The organism is Streptomyces scopuliridis (genome assembly GCF_042790125.1).
Lineage (GTDB): Bacteria > Actinomycetota > Actinomycetes > Streptomycetales > Streptomycetaceae > Streptomyces > Streptomyces scopuliridis_A.
In genome coordinates, this window is record NZ_JBHTZS010000008.1 from 270,210 (window position 1) to 289,581 (window position 19,372).

The 19,372-nt window shown below is 72.0% G+C and carries 18 protein-coding genes; 11 read left to right on the forward strand and 7 right to left on the reverse strand.

The annotated features are described in order from the left end of the window. Positions 1 to 59 precede the first annotated feature (59 nt). Complete coding sequence (locus ACFRKB_RS15790) at positions 60 to 1,340, reverse strand: ABC transporter substrate-binding protein (protein WP_383106397.1); 1,281 nt, start codon at positions 1,338 to 1,340, stop codon at positions 60 to 62. A 174-nt stretch (positions 1,341 to 1,514) separates the two neighbouring features. Here ACFRKB_RS15790 and ACFRKB_RS15795 point away from each other — a divergent pair, with 174 nt between their 5' ends. Both ACFRKB_RS15795 and purU read left to right on the forward strand, forming a co-directional pair. After that, positions 1,515 to 1,961 (forward strand): SCO4402 family protein, encoded by a 447-nt coding sequence (locus tag ACFRKB_RS15795; protein ID WP_030351269.1) that lies wholly within the window; start codon positions 1,515 to 1,517, stop codon positions 1,959 to 1,961. Between the two features lie 156 nt (positions 1,962 to 2,117). After that, a complete protein-coding gene (purU, locus tag ACFRKB_RS15800) occupies positions 2,118 to 3,002 on the forward strand; it encodes a formyltetrahydrofolate deformylase (protein WP_030351268.1) in 885 nt (294 codons plus the stop codon). A 31-nt stretch (positions 3,003 to 3,033) separates the two neighbouring features. Here purU and ACFRKB_RS15805 read toward each other — a convergent pair whose 3' ends face one another. After that, on the reverse strand, positions 3,034 to 4,290 hold the full coding sequence (locus ACFRKB_RS15805) for a maleylpyruvate isomerase N-terminal domain-containing protein (protein ID WP_383106351.1): 1,257 nt from the start codon (positions 4,288 to 4,290) through the stop codon (positions 3,034 to 3,036). After that, positions 4,287 to 4,868, reverse strand: a complete 582-nt coding sequence (locus ACFRKB_RS15810; RefSeq protein WP_383106352.1) for an RNA polymerase sigma factor — start codon at positions 4,866 to 4,868, stop codon at positions 4,287 to 4,289. The genes ACFRKB_RS15805 and ACFRKB_RS15810 overlap by 4 nt, the downstream gene beginning before the upstream one ends. A gap of 347 nt (positions 4,869 to 5,215) precedes the next feature. Between ACFRKB_RS15810 and ACFRKB_RS15815 the strand changes: the two genes are divergently transcribed. The 3 genes from ACFRKB_RS15815 to ACFRKB_RS15825 all read left to right on the forward strand — a co-directional run bounded on the left by ACFRKB_RS15815 (position 5,216) and on the right by ACFRKB_RS15825 (position 7,200). After that, a complete protein-coding gene (locus ACFRKB_RS15815) occupies positions 5,216 to 5,590 on the forward strand; it encodes an STAS domain-containing protein (RefSeq protein ID WP_383106354.1) in 375 nt (124 codons plus the stop codon). A 55-nt stretch (positions 5,591 to 5,645) separates the two neighbouring features. Then, positions 5,646 to 6,158 (forward strand): EF-hand domain-containing protein, encoded by a 513-nt coding sequence (locus ACFRKB_RS15820; protein ID WP_383106355.1) that lies wholly within the window; start codon positions 5,646 to 5,648, stop codon positions 6,156 to 6,158. 568 nt (positions 6,159 to 6,726) lie between these two features. Then, on the forward strand, positions 6,727 to 7,200 hold the full coding sequence (locus ACFRKB_RS15825; protein ID WP_365976044.1) for an ATP-binding protein: 474 nt from the start codon (positions 6,727 to 6,729) through the stop codon (positions 7,198 to 7,200). A gap of 307 nt (positions 7,201 to 7,507) precedes the next feature. Here ACFRKB_RS15825 and ACFRKB_RS15830 read toward each other — a convergent pair whose 3' ends face one another. Continuing rightward, on the reverse strand, positions 7,508 to 8,500 hold the full coding sequence (locus tag ACFRKB_RS15830; protein WP_383106356.1) for a GlxA family transcriptional regulator: 993 nt from the start codon (positions 8,498 to 8,500) through the stop codon (positions 7,508 to 7,510). An 87-nt stretch (positions 8,501 to 8,587) separates the two neighbouring features. On the opposite strand from ACFRKB_RS15830, the gene ACFRKB_RS15835 reads away from it, so the two are divergent. The 3 genes from ACFRKB_RS15835 (at position 8,588) to ACFRKB_RS15845 (ending at position 12,071) form a co-directional block, all read left to right on the forward strand. Next, positions 8,588 to 9,868, forward strand: coding sequence for an MFS transporter (locus ACFRKB_RS15835; RefSeq protein WP_383106358.1), 1,281 nt, complete (start codon positions 8,588 to 8,590; stop codon positions 9,866 to 9,868). Positions 9,869 to 9,986: 118 nt separating this feature from the next. Then, positions 9,987 to 11,345, forward strand: a complete 1,359-nt coding sequence (locus ACFRKB_RS15840) for an MFS transporter (protein WP_383106399.1) — start codon at positions 9,987 to 9,989, stop codon at positions 11,343 to 11,345. A 108-nt stretch (positions 11,346 to 11,453) separates the two neighbouring features. Beyond that, the gene (locus tag ACFRKB_RS15845; protein ID WP_383106359.1) at positions 11,454 to 12,071 is read left to right on the forward strand and encodes a TOPRIM nucleotidyl transferase/hydrolase domain-containing protein; all 618 of its coding nucleotides are present in this window, start codon (positions 11,454 to 11,456) and stop codon (positions 12,069 to 12,071) included. 10 nt (positions 12,072 to 12,081) lie between these two features. Here the strand turns inward: ACFRKB_RS15845 and ACFRKB_RS15850 are convergent, their stop codons facing one another. Next, positions 12,082 to 13,239 carry a flavin-containing monooxygenase gene (locus ACFRKB_RS15850; protein ID WP_383106360.1) on the reverse strand — a complete coding sequence of 386 codons (1,158 nt, stop codon included), beginning with the start codon at positions 13,237 to 13,239 and terminating at the stop codon, positions 12,082 to 12,084. 120 nt (positions 13,240 to 13,359) lie between these two features. Next, complete coding sequence (locus tag ACFRKB_RS15855) at positions 13,360 to 14,034, reverse strand: pyridoxine/pyridoxamine 5'-phosphate oxidase (protein WP_383106361.1); 675 nt, start codon at positions 14,032 to 14,034, stop codon at positions 13,360 to 13,362. Between the two features lie 144 nt (positions 14,035 to 14,178). Between ACFRKB_RS15855 and ACFRKB_RS15860 the strand changes: the two genes are divergently transcribed. Continuing rightward, entirely contained in the window at positions 14,179 to 14,754 is a 576-nt protein-coding gene (locus ACFRKB_RS15860) for a TetR/AcrR family transcriptional regulator (protein WP_383106363.1), read from the forward strand. Positions 14,755 to 14,880: 126 nt separating this feature from the next. On the opposite strand, the gene ACFRKB_RS15865 is transcribed toward ACFRKB_RS15860, so the two are convergent. Continuing rightward, on the reverse strand, positions 14,881 to 15,528 hold the full coding sequence (locus tag ACFRKB_RS15865) for a TetR family transcriptional regulator (protein ID WP_383106364.1): 648 nt from the start codon (positions 15,526 to 15,528) through the stop codon (positions 14,881 to 14,883). 293 nt (positions 15,529 to 15,821) lie between these two features. Here ACFRKB_RS15865 and ACFRKB_RS15870 point away from each other — a divergent pair, with 293 nt between their 5' ends. Then, a complete protein-coding gene (locus tag ACFRKB_RS15870) occupies positions 15,822 to 16,757 on the forward strand; it encodes a VOC family protein (protein WP_383106365.1) in 936 nt (311 codons plus the stop codon). Positions 16,758 to 16,879: 122 nt separating this feature from the next. After that, positions 16,880 to 19,351, forward strand: coding sequence for an outer membrane protein assembly factor BamB family protein (locus ACFRKB_RS15875; protein ID WP_383106366.1), 2,472 nt, complete (start codon positions 16,880 to 16,882; stop codon positions 19,349 to 19,351). Positions 19,352 to 19,372: the final 21 nt, after the last annotated feature.

Below are 19,372 nucleotides of genomic sequence, written 5' to 3' on the forward strand. Positions count from 1 at the left end.
CCCGACCCAGCTGTAGCCGTACGGGCCCGACCCGGCCGTAGCCCTGGACCGCGGGCCTGTCAGTGCGCGCCGCTCAGGGTTTCGGCCACGTTGACGAAGCCCTTCCTGTCCGCCACCAGCCGTCCGTCGCGCACCACTTGGAACGTCACGTTCCCGTTCACGATCCGCGGGAAGCCCGGTGTGCCCAGCATGTCCTCGTAGCGCCAGCGCAGGGGCGGGGTCAGGCCGCCCGTGTCGACGCGTACGCCGCGGTCCAGGGTGTCCGCGATCTTGCCCGGGGTGACGGTGTCGCTGTTGACGGACTCGATGACCGCCTTGAGCGCGGTGTACGCGATCCAGGTGGTCTGGGCGCCCGGGTCGGCCGGATCGATGTCGTTGTCGCCGAAGGCGTACTTGTCGATCACGTCGCGCATCGGCTTCCACGCCGGGTCGCTCGCCACCGGGTACCAGCCGGTGAGGTACGCGCCCTCGAAGGGGCCCTCCTTGCCGCCCGTGCGGTTGATGAGCGGCTGGCCCACGCTGCCGAGGACCGAGGAGACGCGGATGTCGAGGCCGTCCTCGGGGAGGCGGCGGTAGGAGTCGAAGAAGGTCTCCGTGCGGTCGCCGAGCACCGCGGTGACACAGCCGCCGTCCTCGGCGCTCTCCCGGGCGCGGCCCGACGCACCGGTGTAGTCGGTGGCGTCCTCCGCCGCGCGGATGTCGGTCGCCGGGCCGCGCTTGCCCTTGGCCAGGCCGGAGTTGAGCAGTTCGGGCAGGTCGTCGCCGGTGATCGTGTCGGGCCGTACCAGCGCGGTCTTGTCGCAATCACGGGCCAGCTGGAGGCCGTTGCCCGCGAGGAGCGCGGCCTGGCCGCCGTTGACGGGGTAGGAGAGGAAGCTCGTGAACTCCTCCTCCGTGACGCCGTATCCGCCGAGGTACGGAATCGACGCGGCCTCCAGCGGTGCCATGAACTCGCGGCCGTGCTGGCTGTACGAGCCGACGACCGCGACGGCCTTCTCCTTCACCGCCCGGCGCGCGCACTCGGCGGCGCCCGCGGTGTCGTTGCGCTCGTTGCAGGTCAGGACGCGCAGTTCGTGGCCGTCGATGCCGCCGGACGCGTTGACCCAGCGGGCGTACGCCTTGGCCATGGCGGGCATACCGGGCAGATTCGTGGCGTTGGTGCCGGCCGGCGCCCAGGTCATGACCGTGACGGGCTCCCTGGAGCCCCCCGAGCCGCCGGGGAGAAGGCCGCAGCCGGTCAGCAGAGACAGAAGCGAGGTCCCGGCCGCCCTCAAACAGCGCGCGCGGACCGCGCCGGACTGGAAGGGGCGGGGGGAGGATGAGCGTCGCCAACCGGTCATACTCATGCACACTTCCGCCCCCCGAGTAACAATCGAGTGAGCGGGGACCAACGGTCGGTGACCTGGAGGTGAATTGCGGGGGGTCGGCCGTACGCCCCCGCGCGGAACGTAAAGTCGTGGACTGTGCAGCAAGGTTCCGAGAACTCTTCCCGTCGTGCCCGTCGCTCCCCCACCATGGGCGGCATGCCGCTCAATGACATGCCGTGGTGGCGCTGGCGCAGCAATGTGCGCTCGGCGCTGCACATGCTTTCCGATCCCGTCTTCCACCAGGAGTACTGGCTGGCCGGCCTGGAGGGGTACGGCGACGTCACCGACGCCGTCTACCGTCTCGTCGAGGACACCTGGCTGGACAACTGGTCCGCCGAGAAATACGTCGGCACGATCTTCCGCGACTCGGGTGAGGCCGCCCTCGTCGATCTCGCCGTGCTCCGGGTGCTGCGCATCATGCACCAGGTCGGGGCGGACGCCCCCGTCTCCGCGTATCTGGAGCACCATGGCTGGCCGGAGGCGGTACGGGCCGCCCGCGAGGCGCACGTACGGCTGGCGACGAGCGACGGGGACGACCCGGATGTGGTGCCGACCTCGCTGGATGTGCTGCGGATCATGACGCGGTCCGCCTGACGGCGCCGCGTCGCACCCGTACCGTCACCCGGTCGTACCGTCATCCGCGGTCGTACCGCCACCCGCGGTCGTTCGGTCACCCGGCGTCATCGGCGCAATGTCCACGTACTGGCCGATTCCGGGGCGCGCGGGACAGATGTGGGATCCTCTGGGGTCATGACCACCGCCACGCCGCCCCCCGCCGCCCCGCCGTCCGACCAGTACGTGCTCACGCTGTCCTGCCCGGACAAGCAGGGCATCGTGCACGCCGTGTCGAGCTATCTCTTCATGACCGGCTGCAACATCGAGGACAGCCAGCAGTTCGGGGACCACGACACGGGTCTCTTCTTCATGCGGGTGCACTTCTCGGCGGACGCCCCGGTGACCGTGGAGAAGCTGCGGGCGAGCTTCGCCGCCATCGGTGACTCGTTCCGGATGGAGTGGGCGATCCACCGCGCGGACGAGCGGATGCGGATCATCCTCATGGTCAGCAAGTTCGGCCACTGCCTCAACGATCTGCTCTTCCGGGCCGGTATCGGCGCCCTGCCGGTGGACATCGTCGCGGTCGTCTCGAACCATACGGACTTCGCCGATCTGGCCGCCTCGTACGACATCCCGTTCCACCACATCCCGGTGACCAGGGACACCAAGGCGGCGGCCGAGGCTGAGCTGCTGGAGCTGGTCCGCGCGGAGCGGGTGGAGCTGGTGGTGCTCGCCCGCTACATGCAGGTCATCTCGGACGATCTGTGCAAGCAGCTGAACGGCCGGATCATCAATATCCACCACTCCTTCCTGCCGAGCTTCAAGGGCGCCAAGCCGTACCACCAGGCGCACGCGCGGGGCGTGAAGCTGATCGGCGCGACGGCGCACTATGTGACCGCCGATCTCGACGAGGGCCCGATCATCGAGCAGGAGGTCGAGCGGGTCGGCCACCAGGTGACGCCCGCTCAACTGGTCGCGATCGGCCGGGACGTGGAGTGCCAGGCGCTGGCGCGCGCGGTGAAGTGGCACGCGGAGCACCGGATTCTGCTCAACGGACACCGCACCGTCGTCTTCGGTTAGGACCTGACCGGGTGAGCGATGAGGGCCGCCCTCAGAGACGGCTCATCGTCGCCGCCGCGAGCAGCACGTCCCTGATCGCCTCGCGGTCACCGTCCTGGCCCGCCGCCGCGTCCTCCGGCGACACCCGTCCGGCCACCAGCTGGCAGAACTCGACGCCGTCCAGCGCGACGTGCGCCACGGTCCGTTCGCGGGAGCCGACCGCCGCCGGCGAGTCCAGCGCGATGAACCAGTCGCCGCCGCCCGCGCCCTCGATCTCCAGATGCAGTGATCTGCCGGGCGAGCCCGCCGTCACCAGCTCCCGGGCCGGTGTCGCGAGACCGCCACGGCGGCGGATGGCGAGCGCGGCGGGCAGCAGCCGGGTCGCCAGATCGATCATCTCGTGCAGATGCCCGCTGGTGGGCGGCTTGTACGGATAGTCCACCGCCTCCGCGATGTCCGCGCCGTGCACCCAGCACTCGAAGGCGCGGTCGAGCAGCGCGTCGCGCAGGGGCAGGGCGAAGAACCCGTACGACACGGAGAGTTCGGCGATCCCGCGGCCCGCGAAGGACACCGTCCTGATGAGGGTGTGGCTCTGCTCGCGCCACGGCTCGTGGATGGTGCGGGTCGGCGGGGGCTTCGCGGCCCGCCAGAAGCTCTCCGTGCGCTCGGTCGGATGGGCGGAGGCGGCGGAGGCGTCGGAGCCGAGCGGGTCGTCGAGCCCGAGCGAGGTCGCGACGAGGCCGTCGACGGTCATCAGATGGCCGATCACCCCGGCGACGGTCGTCCGGCGGGAGGCCGCTCCCTCGTCCCCGTACCACTTGAGCCGTACGGGCGCGTGCCACTCGGCGTCGCCGATGTCCCGCAGCAGCGCGTCGAGCCGCGCGGTCTCGGCGTCGTACGGGGCGGCCCAGCCGGGCACCGGGACACGGGCGGGGCGGCGGCCCAGAGCGTTCTCCAGCACGCGGGAGCGCAGCAGCGGGTCGAGGTCCAGATTTCCGTCGGCGTGCAGCAGCCCTACGGCGTCGCGCAGCCGGAGCGCCTCGTCCGCGCAGGGGGCGCACTCGGTGAGATGCGCCTCGACGAGCGTGGTCTCCTCGGCGGAGCAGGCGCTCAGCGCCCAGGCCCCGAGCAGCGACATGAGCACCTTGTGCGACAGCGGCTCGGGTGCCCGCGATGCCTCCGGTGCCGGCGGTCTCTCCGCTTCCGTCATGTCGTCCGGCGCCGTCCTCGGTGCGGGGATACGGAGGAACGCCCCCGGCTCGTCCGGATCACGGCCGTCATGGGCGCCGCCGTCCAGCGGGCCGGTCACAGGGAACGTCCGTCGTCCGGCGGCGACGAGCCGCTTCCCGCCTGGGTGTTGGCCGTGGAGAGCAGTTGCAGCCCGAGCCGCAGCCGGCGCCGCGCCTCGTCCTCCGTGACCCCGAGGTCCGCCGCGGTCTGGCGGTAGTCCCTGCGCTGGAAGTACGCCAGCTCCAGCGCGTCCCACAGGGGCGCAGGCATCGACCTGACTATGTAGTCCGCCCGCGCGGCCACCGAGACCCGGCTTATCTTCTGCTCCAGCTCCTCCGCCGAACCCTCGCCGCGCGCCTCGTACGCCTCCGCTTCCGTACGCCGGAGCCGCTGCACGGCCAGCCGCTGTGTGACCTTCGCCACCCAGGAACGTATGGAGCCCTGTTTGGGGTCGTACGTGTCCGGGTTCTCCCACACATGACCGAAGACCTCACGGGTGACGCGGTCCGCCGCGTCGTCGTCGTCCAGCACCCGGTGGGCCAGGCCGTGCACCAGCGACGCGTACCGGTCGTACAGCTCACCGAGAGCCGCCGCCTCGCCCCGCGACAGCCGCTGGTGCATCCTGCGGTCCCAGCGGGGCGGTGTGTCCTTCGCCATGCGACCCCCAGCCCTGTTCCTCCGTGCGCCTGCCTGTGCCTCTGTCCGTTCCCGTGCCCCTGTCCACCATCATGTCGAAGCGCGCCGACGGCCACCATTGGCCACTGTTCCCTCGAATGTAGTGGGCGCCACCGACAACGCACTCCCCTTTGCCCAAGTGCGCCCCCGAGGCGCTGCCGCGGGCCCGGCGCGGGCGGCGGCGGGCGGCGACGTGAGGTTTCACCACGTTTCACGGGGGCGCGGCGGGGCAGTGGCGGGGATGAGGAAGGACAACCTCCGGATCAGCCTCTTCCGGATCAGCCCAGGAACCCGAATCAGCCCAGGAACCCGACGAAAGGTCCAGGCGCGTGACGCTCATGATGGAGGAGTCCGAGCAGGGCCCGTGGACCGTGCTGCACATCAGGGGCGAGCTGGATCTCATGACCTCGCCGGAAGTCCGCCAGCGGGTCCATGACGCGGTCGCCGCCGGACGCCACGCACTGGTGCTCGATCTCTCCCAGGTGTTCTTCTGCGACTCCAGCGGCGTCGGCGTACTGATCGCCTCGCGCAGGCTGCTCCACTCCTGCCGGGGCAGGCTCCATCTCATCCTCCCGGCCCGTGGCGCCGAGGCGGGTTCGCATGTCAACCGGGTCCTCGCGGCGCTGGGCGTACGCCGTCTCTTCGAGGTCTATCCGGATGTGCCCGCGGCCGTCGACGACACGGTCCAGCCGCTTTCGGCATAGCCACTCTCCGCGTAACGGGACACATCGCGGCCCCCGGCCGTCGTACGCTCCGGGCATGGACAGCGCAGAGTATGAGGCCAAGATCGCCTCCCGGTTCGCAGCCTTCGACCAGGACGGCAGCGGGTACATCGATCGCGACGACTTCAGCGGAGCGGCGGCGGCGCTGCTCGCGGAGTTCGGTACGACGGCACGCTCCGACAAGGGACAGGCGCTCTACAGCGGGGCCGAGGCGTTCTGGCAGGGCATGGCCGGGATCGCGGACGTGGACGGCGACCAGCGGGTCAGCAGGCAGGAGTTCGTCACCGGCGCGGTGAAGCGGCTGCGGGACAACCCGGAGCGGTTCGCGGAGATCGCCCGCCCGTTCCTGCGCGCCGCGATCGCCGTCGCCGACGAGGACGGCGGGGGTGTGACCCCCGCGTCGGCCGAGCGCGCGCTGCGGGTGCTCGGGGTCGAACCGGACGCGGCGGCGCGGGTGGCGGCGGAGCTGGACGTGGACCACGACGGCAGGATCCACGAAGGGGAGATCCTGTCCGGCTTCGCGGCGTACTACGTGACGCCGGAGCCCTGAGGAGCGCCCCGGGGCCGGTGCGCCGGCCCCGGGCCCCCGGGTACGGCGCCGGATAGTGCCCGGAGCCGGTAACTCCCTTCCCACGGAAGGGGAAAGCCCTTCCCAAGGAACGGGAAAGCTCTGGCCTCAGCGCTCTGATGCGTCACCGTCCGTGGCCGGAACACGATGCCCGAGGTCGATACCGGGTTGTGTCCTGGCGACGGGCCGTCACACGCCGGAGTCGTGTGGGGCCTCCGGTACGCTCCGTGGCGTGCGAGACGTTGTGAGGCGCGACGGTCGCGGTGCTGCCGGTACGGCGGCGCCGGGATCGCGAATGTGCGCCGCTCGCGCGGTACGGAGGCGCCGTGTGCGCCCGTGTTCGACTCCCCGCGACGCGCGTCGCACAGTATGCACTGCGCGTACTCCTTCGCGCTGGAATATGCCCGAAGCGCTTGTTGCGGTGACTGTACGTCAACCATGCTGTCTCGCAAGGAAATCACGTTCCGTAACTCTTGAGACTCTTGTGACTCTGTTGAGGACCTTGTCGAGGCGCGAGGCGATGTGTCCGCCGGTTCGGATGGTGTGAGCGGTGCAGGTGCTTCAGGTTCAGTTGGAGGTCGGGCCGGATCCCGCGGAGGTGGGGCGGGCCCGCAGATGGGCCCGTTCCAGGCTGGCCGGTTCCGGCATAGAGGACGATGAGCCGGTCGCCGAGACGCTGATCCTGCTCATCTCGGAGCTGGTCACCAACGCCGTGGTGCACACCGGCTGCCCGGCCGTGCTGCGGATGCTCTTCGGCTCGGGCGCGGCCGAGGCCGGCACGGTACGGGTGGAGGTCGCCGATACGAGCGCCTGCCCGCCGCGCCCGCGCCACGCGGACGGTGAGGACACCAACGGCCGCGGTCTGGAACTGGTCGACGGCCTCGCCGACCGGTGGGGCTGGCAGCCGGAGGGCGCCGGCAAGCGCATCTGGTGCGAGGTCGACAGAAGCGCGCCGGGGGTAGCGGCGGAAGCATATGCCCCTGCCACGTATGAGCCCCCATGCGCTGTGCCGCGGCCCGCGTGACGCGTCGATCCCCCGGATCGCCGTTGACGCGGCACCCGGGCGTGATCACCCTGGGACGAGCGATCCGCCGCGAGGGGACGCCGAGGGCGCGCCGGGGTCCTGTCCGGCCGGACGGGACTTCGGACTCACCCGTCCAGGGGGGGCGCGGGTTGTGTCCTCGGCGAGTGCGGTTCGTGGCCCGGCGCCGGTTCTCGGGGCCCGTACGCCGGGGTGAGCCGGATGGCGGACGGCGCCGCGGCGCGTGCGCGTCCGCCATCCGGCTCCTGAGCGCCCTTCGGCCGACCGAGGGGGCTCGCGCCCGTACCTACTACCGGCCCGCTCCGGCTCCCGCGCGGAACGTACGCCGGTAGACCGTCGGCGGGACGCCCAGTGCGGACTGGAGGTGCTGGCGCATCGACTGCGCCGTGCCGAACCCCGCGTCCCGTGCCACCTGATCGACCGACAGATCCGTCGACTCCAGTAGCTGCCTGGCCCGTTCGACCCGTTGCAGCACCAGCCACTGGCCGGGGCTGATCCCGGCCTCCTCGCGGAAGCGGCGCGTGAACGTCCGTACGGACATCGACTCCTGCTCCGCCATGTCGCGCAGCTGGATCGGCTCGTGGAGGCGCGCGAGGGCCCAGTCGCGGGCGGTCGCGGTGGTGGCCAGCTGCGGTTCGGGGACCGGGCGCCGGATGTACTGCGCCTGGCCGCCGTCCCGGTACGGCGGGACGACCATACGCCGGGCGACCTCGTTGGCGACCGCCGTGCCGTGGTCGCGCCGGACGATATGCAGGCACAGATCGATCCCGGCGGCGACCCCGGCGGAGGTCAGTACGTCGCCGTCGTCGATGAACAGCACATCCGCGTCCACCTTGACCCGCGGGAACAGCCGCTGGAAGTGGGCGGCGGAGGACCAGTGGGTGGTGGCGGGGCGGTCGTCCAGGAATCCGGCGGCGGCCAGCACATAGCCGCCGGTGCAGATCGAGACCATACGGGTGTCCGGCCGCAGCAGGTCGAAGGCGGCGCGGAGTTCGCCCGTGAGCCTGCCCTCGTCGAAGACCGGCCCCAGTTCGTAGGAGGCCGGGACGACCACGGTGTCGGCGGTGGCGAGCGTCTCGGGGCCGTTCTCGACGAGTATCGAGAAGTCGGCGTCGGTCCGTACCGGCCCCGGCTCCCGGACCGAGCAGGTCACGATCTCGTACAGCGGCTCGCCGGAGGAGTCGCGCGCACGGCCGAAGATCCGCTGGGGGATGCCCAGTTCGAAGGGGATCAGCCCGTCGAGGGCGAGGACGACGACGTGGTGCGGGCGGGCGTCCGGCATGGTGTGCTCTCCTCTCCTCCGGTCTTCGCTGTCCGTTCCCGGAAAAGCTCTGGTGGTCCAGACCATCACTTGATATCAGTCGCGTCTGTGACAGAAAAGCGCACGGCGGCCCCGGGCATTCCCGGACCGACCGCATCTCCGCACGAAGCCCCGGACGGGACGGCTCCGGATGGGGCCGCCCGTACCCTCTGGAACCGTGATTTCCGGCTCTTCTTCCTCGCCCGTACCGTCGCGCGCTTCGGGGACGGGATGGTGCCGGTCGCCCTCGCCGCCGGTCTGCTCGACGCCGGGTACGGCGCGTCGTCCGTCAGCTTCGCGCTCGGCGCCTGGATGGCGTGCTTCGCGGGGTTCGTGCTCGTCGGGGGAGTGCTGGCGGACCGGTTCACCCCGCGCCGGATGATGGTGCTGGCGGACGGCATACGGATGGTGGGCACGGCGGTGCTGGCCGTCGCCTTCGCCTCCGGCGCGCCCGCGCTCTGGCTCGTCTGCGCGCTCAGCGCGCTCAACGGGCTGGGTGCCGCGATCTTCCAGCCGGGGGTGGCGAGCATGCTCCCGCGGCTGGCTCCCGATGTGCAGCGGGGCAACGCGGTGCTGCGGGTCGCGGAGGCGCTGACGGCGATGGCGGGCCCCGCGATCGCGGGCGCGCTGGCCGGCTTCGGCGGGCCCGGCCTGATCTTCGGGGTCAACGCGGCCACCTTCGGGATCAGCGGGCTCTGTCTCTTCCTGATCCGGATGGCGTCGGTCGCGCCGGTGGTGACCGGTGAGTCGATGCTCGCCGAACTGCTCGGCGGCTGGCGCGAGTTCCGGGCCCGGTCCTGGCTGTGGGGGGTCATCGCCGTCTGGTCGGTGTACGGCATCACGGTGCTCGGCCCGATCACACCGCTGGAGGCGGTCGTCGTCACCGAGCGGCACTCCTCGGCGATGTTCGGTCTGATGATGACGGTCGCGGGCGCGGGCAATGTGGCGGGCGGGCTGCTGGCGATGCGCCTGCGGCCCCTCAGACCGCTGTTCGCGGGCGCGCTCGCGCTGTTCGGGGTGATCGCGAACGTACTGGTCCTGGCGTACGACGTGCCGGTGCCGCTGCTGGCCGCGGGCTTCTTCACCGGGGGTGTGTCGCTGGCGTTCTGGCTGGTGATGTGGTCGACGACGGTCCAGACGCAGATCCCCGCCGAGGCGCTCAACCGGCTGCACGCGTACGACGTGGCGGGCTCGCTGATCATGCTGGCGGTGGGGCGGGCACTGGCCGGGCCGGTCGCGGAGGCGGTGGGGGTACGGGAGGTGCTGGTGGCCGGGGCGGTGATCAATGTGGGGGTGTGCGCCGTGCTGCTGGCCGTACCGGCGATCCGGGGCCTGAAACGCGTGGGGTGAGCGGGCTGTAGGGGGACGTGGGGGGCGGTAGGCGGCGGTAGGGGGCGGTAGGGGACGGTGGCCCGATCCTGGCGAATGCTGGCCGTCGGGCCACTCGTCAGTAGCGTGGCGCCCCTTGATGCTGTCTGACGTGCCCCAGACAACCGGCCTCTCCGCGCAGCCCGACCCGTCCGTGCCACAGGAGCCCCCTGTGCCGCCCACGTCCCTCATATCCCCCGCGCCCCGCGCGCCGGGGCGCATCCACCGCGCGTGGTTCGTCGCCGTCGTCACGTTCGTGACGATCATCGGCGCGGCGGCCTTCGCCTCGCTGCCCGGTCTGCTGATCGAGCCGCTGCACACGGAGTTCGACTGGTCGCGCGGCACGATCGGCTTCGCCGTCTCGGTCAATCTCGCGCTGTACGGGCTGACCGCGCCGTTCGCCGCGGCGCTGATGGACCGCTTCGGTATCCGCCGGGTCGTGGCCGTCGCGCTCACCATCATCTCGGTCGGTTCCGTGCTGACCGTATGGATGACCGCGGCCTGGCAACTGGTGCTGTACTGGGGCGTGCTGGTCGGTCTCGGCAGCGGTTCGATGGCGCTGGCCTTCGCCGCGACGGTGACCAACCGCTGGTTCGTGGCGCGACGCGGTCTGGTCACCGGCATCCTCACGGCGGCGGGCGCCTCGGGCCAGCTGGTGTTCCTGCCGCTGCTCTCCTGGCTGGTGGAGCACCACGGCTGGCGCCCGGCCGCCGTCACGGTCGCGCTGGCCGCGCTCGCGGTGGTCCCGTTCGTCTGGCTGCTGCTGCGGGACCATCCGGCGGATGTGGGTCTGCCCGCGTACGGCGCGAAGACGTTCGTACCCAAGCCCGCGCCGGTGACGGGCGCCGCGCGGCGCGCGGTCTCGGTGCTGTTCTCGGCGGCGCGTACCGGACCGTTCTGGCTGCTCGCCGGGACCTTCGCGATCTGTGGCGCCTCGACGAACGGCCTGGTCAAGACCCATTTCGTACCGGCCGCGCATGACCACGGCATGCCGATCACGGCCGCCGCCTCGCTGCTCGCGGTGATCGGTGTCTTCGATGTCGTCGGCACGATCGCGTCCGGCTGGTTCACCGACCGCTTCGAGGCGCGCAGGCTGCTGGCGGTCTACTACGCGCTGCGCGGGGTCTCGCTGCTCTTCCTGCCCATGCTGCTGGCGCCTTCCGTCCATCCGCCGATGCTCTTCTTCATCGTCTTCTACGGCCTGGACTGGGTCGCCACCGTGCCGCCGACGATCGCCCTGTGCCGCGAGCACTACGGCGAGGACAGTGCGATCGTCTTCGGCTGGGTCCTCGCCTCCCACCAGGTCGGCGCGGCGGTGATCGCCTTCGCGGGCGGTCTGGCGCGCGATGTCTTCGGCTCGTACGACGTGGTCTGGTACGCCTCGGGGGCGCTGTGCGCGGCGGCGGCGCTGATGGCGCTGGTGATCAGGCGCAGGCCGACGGTGGCGGTGGCGGCCTGAGAACTGGGCCCGTGCGGGCGGCGGTTGCGGGCCCGGCCGCTCACCGCCGGTCGACGCCCTCGCGGAAATCCCCTCGCGCTGTGGCCGGAACGGGCTGAGACTCGTCTCATGGATGACATGGGGGCGTTCCGGGACGCGGTCACCGCGTGGGCGGCGGGTGGCTCCGGCGGCCCCGCGCACGAACTGGCCGCGCGGCTGCCCGTCCGGGCGGCCGTCCTGCTCGAAGGACCGAGCGATGTCGCGGCGGTCGACGCGCTGGCGGAGAGCCGCGGCCGGGACCTGGCGGCCGACGGAATCTGCGTCCTGCCGATCGGCGGCGCCATGAGCGTCGGGCGCTACGCCCGGCTCCTCGGTTCACCCGGTCTGGGCCTCCGTCTCACGGGACTGTGCGACGAGGCGGAGCGCCCCTACTACGCACGCGGCTTCGAACGGGTCGGCGCGGCACAGCACGGCTTCTTCGTCTGCGCGGCGGACCTGGAGGACGAGCTGATCCGCGTGCTGGGTGTGCCACGGGTGACGGAGCTCGTCCGGGCGGAAGGCGACCTGCGTGCCCTCCAGACCTTCCTGCGCCAGCCCGCACAACAGGGCCGCGCCCCACAGCAGCAGTTCAGGCGCTTCCTCGGAACGAAGAAGGGGCGCAAGATCCACTACGGCCGCGTCCTCGTCGAGGCCCTTGACCCCGACCAGGTCCCGGCCCCGCTCGACGGCCTGCTCTCCAGCCTCTGACCGCCAGGACCTATCGGGACCGGCGGGCCAGAGCCTTCGCTATCTTGCGCGCGTCGATCGCCATCTCGCGGAGATTGCCGCTGATCGGGTTCGTGAAGCCCGTGAAATAGAGACCCCGCGCCCGCTCCGGGGTACGGCCGCCGTGGGTCACCGGCCGCCCCCGCTCGTCCAGTACGTCCAGATGCCCCAGCAGGTCTTCCAGGGCCCGGCGGTAGCCGGTCGCCGCGATGACCGCCTCGGGGGTGATCCGGGAGCCGTCCGCCAGCACGACCTTGTCGCCCTCGAAGGACTCGACCGCCGCCACCGGCTCGATCCGGCCCTCGCGCACCGCCTTGATCAGACCCACGTCCTGCACCGGGATCGCGCCCTCGCGGACGCGTGAGTAGAGGCCCGTCTCCGGGCGCGGCAGGCCCTTCGCCGACAGGTCGGGCACCGAGATCCGGGCCAGCACCCGGCACGCCCGGTCGACCAGCGGGACCGGCAGCCGGCGGACCAGCACGGCGCTCGCCTGCGCCGGCCAGCCCAGCGTGGAGCGGCGCACGATGTGGGGGACCGTACGGACGGCGAGGCGCACCCGCGCCGCGCCGCCCTCGACCAGGTCCACGGCGATCTCCGCGCCCGTGTTGCCCACGCCGACGACCAGGACGTCCTTGCCCGCGTACGGCCGGGCGTCGCGGTACTCGCCCGCGTGCACCAGCTCGCCGTCGTACGACTCACGGCCCGGCCAGGACGGCAGCCGCGGTGTGTGGTTGTAGCCGGTGGCCACGACGACGGCGCGGCCGGTCAGCTCCCGGCCGCCGGTCGCCCGCAGCAGCCAGCCGGTCCCGTCGGGGGCGCGCTCGATCCGGGTGACCTCGACGCGGGTGACGATGTCCAGCCCGTGGTGCTCCGCGTACGTCTCCAGATAGCGCACCAGCTGCGCGCGCGGCACCCAGCGCCCGAAGGAACGCGGGATCCGCAGCCCCGGCAGGGCCGACATCCGGCGGGTGGTGTGCAGCCTCAGCCGCTCGTAGTGGCGGCGCCAGGAGGCTCCGACCGCGTCGGACTTCTCCAGTACGACCGCCCGTACGCCCTGCTCCCGCAGTGCGGCGGCGACGGCGAGCCCACCGGGGCCGGCGCCGATGACATACACGGGAAGGGCATGGGCGCGATCGGAATCGTCGGGCATGAGAGCTGAGCGTAACCGGATCCTCACTTGTTGGGTCTCGGTCAAGATGGGAAATGGGTTGCGAATCGATCACATCCGTCGATTCGTCGGCCGCGCCGGGACGACGGACGCCGACGACGCTCACGGCCAGAGCAACTCCCGTACCCACAGGCCCCCTTCGCGCCGGTAGCGCAGCCGCACATGCTGTCTGCCCGCGTCGCCCTGGAAGAACTCCACCTCGTCGGGTACGAGCGCGTACGCGGTCCAGGACGGCGCCTCGGCGTCCGGCTCCCGCCGCGCCCGCTCCCACGCCGCCGCGCTCGCCTCCGCCAACTCCTCGGCCGAGCCCAGGACTTCGCTCTGCCGCCCCACCAGCGCGGAGGCGAGCGCGCCCGTGGAGCGGACCCGCAGATCCGCGCCGCTCTCCTCGGCGCCGGCCGTACGGACCGCGCCCCGCAGGCGTACGGCACGTCCCTGCGCCGCCCAGTAGAAGGCGAGCGCGGCCTCGGGGCGCGCGGCCAGCTGGCGTCCCTTGCGGCTGGTCGCGTGCGAGGCGAAGTGCCAGCCCCGCGCGTCCGCGTCATGCAGCATCAGGGTCCGTACGTCGGGCCTGCCCCGCTCGTCGGCGGTCGCGAGCGTCATCGTGTGCGGCTCCGGCTGGCCGGCGGCCACCGCCTCGGCGAACCAGCGGTGGAACAGCGGCAGCGGCTCGACGGGCGCGTCCGACGGATCGAACGCGGGCAGTTCGGTGTCCCAGACGGGCTGGGCGCGCAGCAGGGCGCGGAAGGTCTCTTGCCGCCGGTCGTCGTCGTCCATGCGGCCCATTCAATCCCGTCCGTTCGGCCGTCGCCGTTTCCTTCCCTGCCTAGTCACTACGCTTGGAGTGGTCCGACGGTCCGACGGTCCGACGCGTCCGACGGGTGCGAGAAGTGCGGGAAGTTCGAGAGAGGGCGGTGCTCCATGCGGCAGAACCTGGCACGGCGCGCGGCGCTCGTGGACGCGGCCATCGAGGTGCTCGCCCGTGACGGCGCGCGCGGGCTGACCTTCCGGGCCGTGGACACCGAGGCGCGCGTCCCCAACGGCACCGCGTCCAACTACTTCGCCAGTCGCGATGATCTGCTCACCCAGGCCGGCGGCCGGATCTATGAGCGGATGCGTCCGGACGACGCGACGATGGCGGCCATGGCGGCGGGACCGGCCACCCGTGAACGGGTCGTGGAGCTGGTCCGTGCGGTGGTGGGGCGCGTCGCCGCGTTCCGTACGGGCTATCTCGCCCTGCTCGAACTGCGGCTGGAGGCCACCCGCCGCCCCGCGCTGCGCGCGGTGCTGACCGAGCGGGTGCGCACGGATGTCGAGGCCAATGTCCGGCACCATCTGGACGCCGGTCTGCCCGGCGACGCCGATGCGGTCAAGATGATCTATCTGGCCACCAACTGGCTGGTGGTGGAGCAGCTGACGCTTCCGGGGGTGTTCCCGGCAGAGGAGGCGGGTGCGCTGATCGGAGCGCTGGTGGAACGGCTGCTGCCGCCGGAGTGACAGAACGGGGGGAGGGGCGCGCGGCGGAGAAGGGGCGCGCGGTACGTGCGTACCGTGGCCGCCGGTCCATGCGCCGGCCCGCTTCGGCGGGGTGCTTCGGGTGGAGCGCGTTACTTCTGGAGCGTGTTACTTCGCGGGCTTCTTGCCGGTGACGCCCAGATGGACCAACTGGGCGAGCGTAGGCCGCAGTTCGGCCTGCTTCACGCCCCAGCTCTGGAAGCCCTTCTGGTGCGCGGCCACCGAGGCGAGCAGCACGACCAGCGAGCCGGCCAGCGCCGCGGGGTTGATGTCCTTGTCGACCCTGCCCTTGGACTGAAGCTCCTTCACGGACTCGGTGAGGGAACCGGTCACGGAGTTCAGGATCTTCAGACGGATCTTGTTGAACCGCTTGTCGCCCTCCGCCGCGCCCAGATCGACCACCCGGAGGATGGCGTCGTGTCTGCGCCAGAAGTCGAGGAAGCCGTCGACGAGTTCCTCGGACGTCTGCCAGCCGGCCTTGCCGGCCCAGGAGCGGCCGGAGACCAGCGCGGTCAACCCGGCGCCCTCCTTGGCCATTTCCTCGGCGATCTCAAGGACGGCGCCCTCGACGTCCGGAAAGTACTGGTAGAAGGTCGCGGGTGACGTGCCCGCCTTGCGGGCGACGTCGATGACTTTGACGTCCCGGTACGGCGAGGAGCTGAGCATCTCGCCGAGGCAGTCGAGCAGCTTCTGCCGCGTCGCCTGCCCGCGTCGACCAGCCACGCGGCCGTCGACGGTGCGCACTTGTCCTGTCATGCAGTCAGCTTACCGAGGGGTGATCCACGCGCGATTTGGCCGACTGCAAATGGGGAATCGGCCATCGTTCGCAGGGGGCGGCGCGTGACTCGCGGGGAGACCCGGGGAGACCCGGGGGGATCGGGGCGGCGGTTCGCGGGGGAGATCCGGGAGGCGGACGGCGCGGGTGCGGGCTTGAATAGTGTTATCAACAGCCTGTGGACAACTTCGGTGGATAACTCGGGGTGGCGGCGGGTTCACGCTGGGATAGTGAATTGGTTGTTCTATTTGTCCCTACGGAAGGGGTCCGGGACATGGACGCATTCGCGGAAGGCACGCCGTGCTGGGTGGATGTGTCACTCCCCGATCTGGAAGCGGGCAAGCGATTCTACGGGGAGCTGTTCGGCTGGACCTTCGGCCGGGCCAGGGGCATGGAGGACGGGCACTACACCCTGGCGTTCAGCGGCGGGAAACGCGTCGCGGGCCTCGTCGCCAAGCGGGACGGCCGGATGCCGACCGTATGGACGATCTACTTCGCCACCCCGGACGCCGACGCGCTCAGCGAACGGATCAGGCGGGCGGGCGGCCAGATGGTGCGGGAGCCGATGGCCGTCGGACGGTTCGGTGTGATGGCGCTGGCCGCGGATCCGGCCGGCGCGGTCTTCGGGTTCTGGCAGGCGGGCGAGGACCTGGGTTTCGAGAAGACGGGCCTGCCGGGATCCTTCTGCTGGACAGAGGTCTATACGAGGGACAAGGAGCGCGTCGACCCCTTCTACGAGACGGTCTTCGGCTTCCGGGGCAGGGATCTCCCGGGCGACGGCGTCGACTTCCGGCTGTGGTCCCCGGCCGGTTCCGAGCCGGGCGCGGACAGCGCGATCGGCGGGCGCAGCGTCATAACGGACGCGTTCCCGGCGGAGCTGCCCGGCCACTTCCTCAGCTACTTCTCGGTCGACGACTGCGACGAGACGGCGGAGACGGTCGTCCGGCTCGGCGGCCGGATCACCGCACCGCCGTTCGATATCGACTACGGACGGATGGCGGGGCTGCTGGACAACCAGGGCGCGTACTTCGCCGTCCTGGCCGAGCCGAAGCGCGAGCCGGAGCGCGAGCCGGAGCCGGCGGCAGGGGAGGAATCGGCGGCAGGAAGGGAATCGGGGGCGGAACCGGGGGCGGAATCAGGGGCGGCGGAGGGCGCGACAGCGGCGGCGGAGCCCGCGCCGGAGCGGGAGGCGGGGCAGGAAAGCACATGAGTGTCCGGATCGGGATGAGACACCCCGATCCGCCCCCGGGTTCGCAACCGTCGCCTCCGACAGGAAGAATCAGGAGGCACGGGGCCGTACCTTTGTGGCCCGTACGGGGAGGTGGCACGCAAGTGGAGCAGCTGACGCAGCACGACCCGAGGCGCATCGGCCCTTTCGAGGTGCTAGGGCGGCTCGGAGCCGGCGGCATGGGGCTGGTCTACCTCGCGCGCTCGGCGTCCGGCCGCCGGGTGGCGATCAAGACGGTACGTACCGAGCTCGCCGAGGACCAGCTGTTCCGGGTCCGCTTCACGCGAGAGGTGGAGGCCGCCCGCGCCGTCAGCGGGTTCTACACCGCGGCCGTCGTGGACGCCGATCCCCGGGCCGCCGTGCCCTGGCTGGCGACGGCGTATGTGCCCGCCCCCTCGCTGGAAGAAATAGTGAATGAGTGCGGTCCGATGCCGGCCCAGGCGGTGCGCTGGCTGGCGGCGGGGATCGCGGAGGCGCTCCAGTCGATCCATGGCGCCAGCCTCGTCCATCGCGATATGAAGCCGTCGAATGTCCTCGTGGTGGAGGACGGCCCCCGGGTCATCGACTTCGGTATCGCCTCCGGGGTCTCCAACACCCGGCTGACCATGACCAATGTCGCCGTGGGCACGCCCGCCTACATGTCGCCCGAGCAGGCCCGCGACTCGCGCAGTGTGACGGGCGCCAGCGATATCTTCTCGCTCGGCTCGACCCTCGTCTTCGCCGCCACCGGGCACGCGCCCTTCCACGGTGCCAACCCCGTCGAGACGGTCTTCATGCTGCTGCGCGAGGGCCCGGACCTGGCGGGGCTGCCGGAGGAGCTGAGACCCCTCATCGAGGCGTGCATGCAGATGGACGCCTCCCAGCGGCCCACGCCCGCCGACCTCCAGGCGCAGCTGGCCCCGCATCTCTTCGCCTCGGGCGGCGACGACAGCGGTACGGCCTCGGCGTGGCTGCCGGATCTCGCCACGGCGATGATCGAGCGCCGCCGGGCCGGTGGCCGGGGGCCCGCGCCCGCCGTCCGGCCCGCGGGTCCCGCCGCCGTACCGCCGAGGCCCGCGCACGAGCCGCCGGTGCCCGCGCGGGCGACCCCCGACTGGGACGCCGCGTGGCGGCCCGACGGGGCACGGCAGGGCGGTGGCGGGCACGAGAACCAGCACGCCGGCCGGTCCGAGGCGTCGGCCGCGATGTCGCCGCCCGCCCTGCCGCACGCGCCCCGCTCCGCGCCCCCGGACGGCCCGCTCCGGCTGCCCGGGTCGCCGGTGCCGATCGGCCCCGGCCCACGGGTCGCGGACACGCGCGTCGGCGTCGCCGAGGCGGGACCCGCCACCGGCTGGATCCGCCCGCCCGCCGGGCTGACCGGCGCGGAGGCGCCCGCCGGCCCGGCGCCCGCCCCGGCCGCTCCGCCGGTGCCTTCGCCGGCCCAGCCGCCCGACGGCGCTCCCGGCCGCTGGCGGCCCTGGCGGTTCCGGATGTCCAACGACGTCTGGGGCACGCCGGTCGTCGACGGCGATCTGCTCTACGTCACCTCCTTCGAGGTGCACGCGCTCGATGTGGGCAGTGGACGCCGCCAGTTCAAGACCAGGGACGTGGCCTGGGCGATGGCCGTCGCGGGCGGCCGGATCCACGCCTCGGACGGGCCGACGCTGTACGCGCTCGACGGCGCGGACGGCACCGAGCGCTGGCGGCTCCAGACGGACGCCTGGGTGTACTCGCTGAAGGTCGACCGGGGCACGGTCGTCACCGGCACGCGCGGCGGCGGCGTCCAGGCGTGGGAGGCATCGAACGGCGACAAGCTGTGGGAGACCGCCGGGGCGCAGACGGACTTCGAGACTCCGGAGGCCGGGCCCGCGATCCATGACGGCACGGTCTACGTGTGGAGGGACGCCCGGCTGCTGGCGCTGGACGCGCGCACGGGCGCCGAGCTGTGGTCGTACCCCATCGGGGACGCCGCCTCCTGCGGGGGCGTGCCGGTGCGGGTACGGCCCGCCGCCGACGGCCAGTTGTATGTCTCGGCCGGTACGCGCGTGCTCTCCATCGATCTGGCCAGTGGCCATGTGCGCTGGCACTTCGAGGCGCCCGCGGTCTTCCTCTCCCCGCCGGCCTTCGCGCCGGGCCCGGCCGTGACCGGCGGCGGCGTCTATCTCGCGGACTATCTGGGCACGGTGTACGCGCTGGACGCCACCACCGGCAAGGACCGCTGGCGCATCGCGACGGAGTCCCGGCAGTCGATCGAACCGGTGCTGGTCGCGGACGGCAATATCCACGTCGGCAGCGGCAGCGCGCTCTACACGCTGGACGCGGTGACGGGCACGCCCAAGTGGCGCTTCGCGGCGGGCGGCGAGGTCATCGGCGCGCCGGTCGTCGCCGACGGCCGGCTGCACTTCGGCTCGGCCGACCATGTCCTCTACACGCTCGACGCGAGCGGCGGCCAGCTGCGCTGGAAGCTGGCGACGGGCGGCGAGATCACGGGCTCGCCCGTGGCGCGGCGGGGTGTGGTGTACGCGTGCAGCAAGGACCGGTGCGTGTACGCGCTGGACGCGGTGAAGGGGACGGCGACGGGGCGCGGGTCGAGATAGCGGCGGGGGAGCGGCGAGGCA